Annotated in this window: 8 protein-coding genes; 1 reads left to right on the top strand and 7 read right to left on the bottom strand. The window is 69.2% G+C overall.

The genetic code is table 11. The features are described 5' to 3' along the window. The 3 genes from BGN95_RS16545 to BGN95_RS16555 form a co-directional block, all read right to left on the bottom strand. Positions 1 to 821: AAA family ATPase (locus BGN95_RS16545; RefSeq protein ID WP_502688304.1), on the bottom strand; the 821-nt coding region annotated here is incomplete at its 3' end. After that, complete coding sequence (locus BGN95_RS16550; RefSeq protein ID WP_286773379.1) at positions 818 to 2,032, bottom strand: DUF4350 domain-containing protein; 1,215 nt, start codon at positions 2,030 to 2,032, stop codon at positions 818 to 820. The genes BGN95_RS16545 and BGN95_RS16550, both read right to left, overlap by 4 nt. Beyond that, on the bottom strand, positions 2,029 to 2,688 hold the full coding sequence (locus tag BGN95_RS16555; protein WP_265312366.1) for a DUF4129 domain-containing protein: 660 nt from the start codon (positions 2,686 to 2,688) through the stop codon (positions 2,029 to 2,031). Before BGN95_RS16555 ends, BGN95_RS16550 begins: the two co-directional genes overlap by 4 nt. A gap of 200 nt (positions 2,689 to 2,888) precedes the next feature. Here BGN95_RS16555 and BGN95_RS16560 point away from each other — a divergent pair, with 200 nt between their 5' ends. After that, positions 2,889 to 3,689: a DUF7847 domain-containing protein gene (locus BGN95_RS16560; protein WP_286773380.1), complete on the top strand. Its 801-nt coding sequence runs from the start codon at positions 2,889 to 2,891 to the stop codon at positions 3,687 to 3,689. A gap of 11 nt (positions 3,690 to 3,700) precedes the next feature. On the opposite strand, the gene BGN95_RS16565 is transcribed toward BGN95_RS16560, so the two are convergent. The 4 genes from BGN95_RS16565 to BGN95_RS16580 all read right to left on the bottom strand — a co-directional run. Continuing rightward, the gene (locus BGN95_RS16565; protein WP_265312364.1) at positions 3,701 to 3,982 is read right to left on the bottom strand and encodes a DUF3325 family protein; all 282 of its coding nucleotides are present in this window, start codon (positions 3,980 to 3,982) and stop codon (positions 3,701 to 3,703) included. Then, positions 3,979 to 5,424, bottom strand: a complete 1,446-nt coding sequence (locus BGN95_RS16570) for a PepSY-associated TM helix domain-containing protein (protein WP_286773381.1) — start codon at positions 5,422 to 5,424, stop codon at positions 3,979 to 3,981. Before BGN95_RS16570 ends, BGN95_RS16565 begins: the two co-directional genes overlap by 4 nt. Before the next feature lie 20 nt (positions 5,425 to 5,444). Next, positions 5,445 to 5,741, bottom strand: a complete 297-nt coding sequence (locus BGN95_RS16575; RefSeq protein ID WP_286773382.1) for a DUF3649 domain-containing protein — start codon at positions 5,739 to 5,741, stop codon at positions 5,445 to 5,447. Then, positions 5,738 to 6,719: TonB-dependent siderophore receptor (locus BGN95_RS16580; protein WP_286773383.1), on the bottom strand; the 982-nt coding region annotated here is incomplete at its 5' end. The genes BGN95_RS16580 and BGN95_RS16575, both read right to left, overlap by 4 nt.

Here is a 6,719-nt window from a genome sequence, read left to right on the forward strand (position 1 = left end):
ATGACGAAATCGCGCGCGTCGAGCGCGGCGCGCGCCCGCGCGGCTCCGGCGAGCATCGCCCCGGCGCGGGGAGAGGCGCCGCTTTCCAGATCGGCGACGTCGCGCGTCCCGCGCACCAGCGCGACGACATAATCGGTCACCTCGTCGATCAGCCGCACCTGCGCGACCGCCGCGATCGCCGCCGCGATCGTCGCGCTGTCGGCGCAGCGCGTGACGCCCCAGTCGGCGGGCGACATCGCCGCCTGCCGCGCACCGTGGGTCGCGACGATGCGGCGCTCCTCCTCGGCGCTGGGATAATCGACCGCCTGTTTGAACAGGAAGCGATCGAGCTGCGCCTCGGGCAGCGGATAGACGCCCTGCTGCTCGATCGGATTCTGCGTCGCGACCACCATGAAATGCTCGCTCAGCCGCAGGCTCTCGCCGTCGATCGTCACGGTGCGTTCCTGCATCGCCTCGAGCAAGGCGGCCTGCGTCTTGGGCGGGGTGCGGTTGATTTCGTCAGCGAGCAGCAATTCGGTGAAGATCGGGCCGCGCGTCAGCGTGAAGGACGAGGTCTGGAAGTTGAACAGATTGGCGCCGATGATGTCGCCCGGCATCAGATCGGGGGTAAACTGGATGCGGCCGAACTGCAGCCCGATCGCCTCGGCGAAGCTGTGCGCGAGCAACGTCTTGGCGGTGCCCGGCGGGCCTTCGAGCAGGATATGCCCGCCGGCGAACAGCGCGACGAGCATCAGGTCGACGGTCGCTTCCTGCCCGACGACCGCCTTGCCGATTTCGCCGCGGATCGCCCGGCCGAGCGCCTGAACTTCTTCAACCGTCACCGTCTTTCCTCCCACAACCAGTGATTGAGCGCGCGCGCGGCGCCCAAGATATCCTCACGCCGGTCGGCACGTTCCGCCGCCGCGAACAGCTCGGTGAAGCGCGTATCGCCGCCGAGGCCGTCGAGATAGGCGTCGGCCTCGGCATCGCGCAGCCCCGCAGGCACGCCGAACACCGCGCGCGCGCGATCGCGGATCAGCGCGGCATAGCGATATCCCAGCGACGCCTCGCGACCGGCGCGCCGAACCAGCGCGGCGGTATTGTCGATCAGCGCGACCTTGCCGAAGGCGATCGCGCGAGCGCGTGGGCGCGGCGCGCCGAACCGGGTCACCGCCTGCCACCCGGCGAGCGCCAGCGCGACCGCGAGCAGGATCGTCGCGCCGACGAACGGCGGGACGAACATCAGCTTCAACGGGCTGCGGCCGCGCGCGAGATCGTTGGTCACCACGTCGAAGGCGATCCCCGACACGCCGGGCGCGTTGAGGTGATCGAGCAGCGCCAGCGCCGCGCGCGCGTGGGGCAGATCGCGGATCCCGTGGTTCGACAGGAGATCGGGGTCGGCGAGCACGTAGCGCTTCGTGTCGTGGATCCGCCCGAGGACGATATGCCCGCGCTCGTCGGTCAGCAGCGGATCGAGCAGCGGCGTCGCGGCGATCGCCTGCAACGGTCGCGGCGCGGCGACCGCGAGCAGCTTCGGCATGCCCCCCACCGGCACCAGCGGCCGCCCGAACCTCTTGACCCGCCCGACGCGCAGCCGCGTCGCCGGCGCCAGGACGCCTTCGGGCTCGCCGGCGGGCAGCAGCCCGACGATATTGACCCAGCCGGGATTGTCCTGATCGGCCGCCGTCAGCCATTTCGGCAACACGATCAGCGTCGGCAGATTGGTGCGGGCGGCAAGGATCTTGGTCATATCCGCCGCGCCACGCTCGGGGGTGATGACGAGCAGATTGTCGGTATCCCAATCCGCTTCGTCGCGGATGATGCTGGGATAGCGCCCGGTCGCCCGCGCCAGCTCGACCAGCCCGGCATAGCCCGTCGACGCCTTGGACAAAGCGTGCGATCCCGCGGGCGCGCCGCCACTGCCGAGATCGGGCGCGAACGCCCCGAGCAGCAGCGAGCCGACGAAACCGATGACGCCGACCGCGAGCAGCAGCGCGACCGTGACCGGCCGGAAGAGCGCGGGTCTGTCGCGGCCGCTCGCCAGATCGCTCATCCGCGCCACGCCTGATTAAGGGCGAGATCGGCATAAGCCGCCCGCGCGACGCGCCAGTCGTCGCCGCCGACCGGCCGCCCGCCGAACAGACTGCGCTCGACCAGCGCCGCGATCGATGCGAACAATCCGCGCACCGCCGGCGGCAGGGCCTCGGCGCGGGCGAGCTCGCGACTGGTCAGCGCCGGACGGACGAGCTGCGGTCGCCGTCGCGCGATATCCTCGACCGACCGGAACAGCAAGTGGTGGACCGCTTCGGCGTAATGCCCTTCGGCGGCGAGCGCATCGGCTTCCTCCAGCCAGGCGCGCGCCGGGCCGGCCTCGGGCGCCCATATCTCCTCGGCCGCCGTGGCCTCGACCTTCCGCCGCCGCCGCGGCCGTCGCGGCAGCCGCCATTCGCCGCCGCGCGCGCGATCGACGATCATCCACACCAGCCCGGCGGCGAGCAGCACGATCAGCGTCCACAGCAGGATCCGCGCATAAGGCGCGTCGGGCATCAGGCTGGAGATCCAGCGCAGGAAACGCCCCACCGGCGCCAGCGCGTCGCCGATCCACTCCGCCAGCTTGCGCAGCCAGGCGGGCGGCTCGGGCGGCTTGGGCGGGCGCGTGAAGTCGAACTGGATCGACGCATCGGCGCGCATCGCCTGATGCGCCGCCACGAGCGGATCGGCCGCCGCCGCTGGTTGAACCTGTCCCCCGATAACGCCCTCCCCGAGCGAGGATCGCACGGTTGCCCCGGAGCTTAGCGAAGCGCGGACATCGCGCAACCGGCTGGTAAAAAATGTTTACAATCAATTCGCTGGACAGCGCCCCGCATCGGGCGCAGGTTCGCCGCAGCTTAACCTTGGGGGCAGGGCGCATGGCGACACAGGCTTTCGGTGAAGAACAACGCGCGCTGTCGGTCGGCAAGGCGTTCTCGCGCGGGTTCGACGCGATCCGCGCTTATCCGCTGCAGACGTTGGGGCCGATCTTCGTGCTGACGGTGGTTCCGGGGCTGCTGTTCCAGACTTTGGGGGTCAACGCGCTGATGGCTGCCGCGGCGCGGGGGACCGCGCCGCCCCCGGTGGGGCTGATCATCATCGGCGGGATTCTGCTTTCGCTGCTGTGGGGGACCGCGCTCGGTGCGGTGATCCAGGCAACGCTCGCTTATGCCGAAGGGCGCAAGCCCGAGCTGGGCGAGATGCTTCGCGCGGCTGTCGCACGGTGCGTGCCGCTGGTGATCGTCTATCTGCTTTACACGCTTGCGATCATGTTCGGTTTTTTGCTGTTCATCGTTCCCGGCATCTTCATTGCGACGATGTGGTCGATGGCCATGGTCGCCGTGGTGGCGGAGCGGCCGGGGGTGTTCGGCGCGTTCGGACGCAGCGCGAGGCTGACCAAGGGCGCACGCTGGAAGATACTAGGCGTCTTCGTGGCAATGTTTGTCATCTACATCATCGTCTTAAGTTTTGCGGGGCTGACGGGCGCAGCCTCGACCATGTCGCTCGCCTCGCTTCAGGCCGCCCCGCAGGCGAGCGTTGGCATCGGACAAATCATCATCGCGCTGATCAACGCGCTGTTGACGACCTGGATGGCGGCGATGTTCACCTCGCTGTTCATCGAATTGCGCGAGTGGAAGGAAGGGCCGGATACCAGCCGGCTGAGCGATATCTTCGCCTGATCGTCTCGGCGTCAGCGGCGGCGGGATTTCCGCTGTGTCGCTGGGCGCAACAACAAGGCGGCCGCCAGCGCCTCGATCGCCAGCGCGCCGATCCAGCTGGTGATCGCGCGCGCCTGTTCGCCGCCCGAGGGAAGCAGCAGAAACGATAAGGCGAGCAGCGCGAAGCCGGCGCAGCGCAGCGCGCGGCGGCGCGTTGCGGTCCAGCGCCGCCCGAGCCACTGATCGGCCTGACGCGGGGTCGCCAGCGCGATCGCGAGCAACGCGGCGAAGGAGGCGAGCAGCGCGGGCGTCATGCGGTGGCGCGCCGGCCGCCGGCGCGGCGCGCGGCGAAGACGAAGCCGGCGGCCAGCGCCAGCGCGATCAGCGCCACCGTCAAATGCAACCGATCGAGCCGCATCGATCGGGTGATCAGGTCGGTCAGCGGGATCGCCGCGCAGGCGGCGGCGGTAACGGTGAGGATCTCGCGCCACGCGCGCCGCGCCGGGCGAAGCGCGGCATAGATCAATATCGCCCCCCACAGCCAGAACATCACCCGCACTTCCGTCGCCGCACGCTGCGCCAGATCGATCGGCAACAGGCGGTTGGCGAGGAAGAAAGCGGCGAAAGCGAGCGGCGTTCCCGCGACGATCGCGATGTTGAGCCGCTCGACGATCGCAAAGCCCAGCCCCTGCCGCTGCGCCCGGCGTTTCTCGGTCCATAGCACCAGCCCGGCGCCGATCAGCGCGGTCAGCATCAGGCCGCACACGAAATAGAGCCAGCGCGTCAGCGTCTCGCCGAAGCGTGCGGTGTGCAGCGCGTAGAGGAAGTTGAAGGTGCGCAGCGCGGGGCGTCTTTCGACATGCGCGGCGATCGGGCGGCCGGTGGTGCCGTCGAAGCTGATCACCTGACGCTGAATGCCGATGCGCTGGTCCTCGCCGCTCGTCACCGACACCACAGCCGCCGCGTCGCCGGGGTTGAGGATGGCGATCTGCGCGATATCGCTGCCGAAAAACCGCTTCGCCTTGCCGAGCATCGGCGCGATCGGCGCCAGCGGGGCGGGGACGTGTCGCGCCGGGCGATCGACCGCGGCGGGATAAAGATCCTTCCACACCGCCGCCATATCGCCGCGATAGAGCGACGAGGCGCCCCACGGCATGATGAGATTGGCCAGCGTCAGCGCGCCGGTGAAGGCAATCATCAGATGAAACGGCAGCGCGGTGACCGCGAGTACATTATGCGCGTCGAGCCAGCTTCGTTGGCCCTTGCCGGCACGGAAGGTGAAGAAGTCGACGAAGAAGCGGCGATGCGCGACGATTCCGGTGATCAGCGCGAGCAGCATCGCGACCGCCGCCGCGCCGGCCAGCACCCGGCCCCAGGGGAAGGGGAGTTCGAGCTCGAAATGCAGCCGATAGAAGAAATCGCCGCCCAGCGTATCGCGCACCGTCGCCGGATCGCCGGTTTTGGGGTCGAGCCATTTCTGCGCGAAATCGCCGCCGGGCGCGGTCCACACGGCATAGCTGGTCGCCGATCGCCGGTCGGCGGGCTGGATATACCACGCGGGCGATGTCGCGGCATGCTTGCCCAGCCAGTGCACCGCCGCGCTGCCCGCGGTGACGCTGGCGGCCGCGCAGCATCGCGCCTCGGGCCGCATCCAATTGCCGATCTCGCTGCGGAAGACGCTGAGCGTCCCGGCCAAAGCGATGACGAACAGCAGCCAGCCGACGATCAGCCCCGCCCAATCGTGGAGCCAGGTCATCGCGTTCCGGAAGCCGGGCTTCACGGCCGCCACCCCGCGGCGAACGCGAGCCCCGCGAGCAGCGAAGCGGCGATCGCCAGCCCGATCCACGCCCGGAGCGCGGTGCGCGCGTAAAAGCACGCCATCATCACGATCGGCAGCCCGAGCAGCGCGATCATCGTCGCGACGATGCTCGCTTCCTCACGCGACAAGGGCAGCGTCCAGGCGACCGCGACTGCCAGCAGCACCGATACGCCATAGCCCCCCGCGACCGCCGCGACGCTGCGCGACAACACCGCAAGACGATAACGCGCGGAGATCGGGCGGGCATTTCTCACCAGCGGAACCCGATCGTTCCCTGCACGGTGCGGCGCTGCCCGTACCAGCACCAGCCGACCGAGCTGAGGTAGCAGCTGGTGAGATATTTGCGGTCGAAGATATTGGCCGCGTTGAGGCCGATCTCCAGCCCCTTGAGGCTCGGGTTGGCGCGGCCGAGATCGTAGCGCAGGAGCGCGTCGAACAATGTGTAGGACGGGGTGTGGCTGTCGCTGCCGGCGTAAACCTTGTCGACCCAGCGCAACCCGCCGCCCAGCTTCAGTCCCGCCAGCGGCCCGGCCTCGGGTGCCCAGTCGAGGTTGAAGGCGGCGTTGCCCCGGCCGACCCCGATCAGCCCCTTGCCGATATTGGCGGGATCGGCATCCGCCACCGTCTTGACGATCTGGTGGCTGAACGCGGCGCGGGCGGTGAAGCCGTGCGGCAGCGGCACGGTCGCTTCGGCCTCGACGCCTTGCGAGCGCACTTTGCCCGATTGGGTCGAATAGACGCTGTTGGGCACGGCGGTGAGCAAATTGGTCTGCTCGATGCGGAACCACGCGGCGGTAAGCAGGATCGCGGTGCCCGGCGGCTGGTATTTCACCCCCGCCTCGATCTGTCGCCCGAGCGACGGGCTGGCGCCGGTCGTGGTGCCGTCGCCGCGCAGGACCTGGCCGAGCTGCGGCTGGAACGAGGTCGAGTAACTGACATAGGGTGCGATGCCGATCGACGTCATATACAGCGCGCCCGCGCGCCAGGTGAATTTTCGGTCGCGCTGGGAGGCGCCATTTTCGGTCTCGGCCCAGTCATGCCGCCCGCTCAGCGTGACGCGCAGCCCGCCCCAGCTGATCTGATCCTGCGCATAGAGCCCGGTCTGGCGAAGCTTCGCGTCATATGATCCCGGGGTGCCGATCGCGCCGGGGGTGAGCGGCACGGGCGTGGTCCCGTAAACCGGGTGGAAGGCGTTGATCGGGGTGACCGCAATGCCGTTCACGGTATCGCCG

It is taken from the genome of Sphingomonas sp. 66-10, assembly GCF_001897045.1.
GTDB lineage: Bacteria > Pseudomonadota > Alphaproteobacteria > Sphingomonadales > Sphingomonadaceae > Sphingomonas > Sphingomonas lycopersici.

Bases quoted from the DNA above. Each gene is read 5' to 3' on its own strand.
- BGN95_RS16550 (WP_286773379.1), bottom strand. From the start codon at position 2,032: ATGAGCGATCTGGCGAGCGGCCGCGACAGACCCGCGCTCTTCCGGCCG.
- BGN95_RS16560 (WP_286773380.1), top strand. From the start codon at position 2,889: ATGGCGACACAGGCTTTCGGTGAAGAACAACGCGCGCTGTCGGTCGGC.
- BGN95_RS16565 (WP_265312364.1), bottom strand. From the start codon at position 3,982: ATGACGCCCGCGCTGCTCGCCTCCTTCGCCGCGTTGCTCGCGATCGCG.
- BGN95_RS16570 (WP_286773381.1), bottom strand. From the start codon at position 5,424: ATGACCTGGCTCCACGATTGGGCGGGGCTGATCGTCGGCTGGCTGCTG.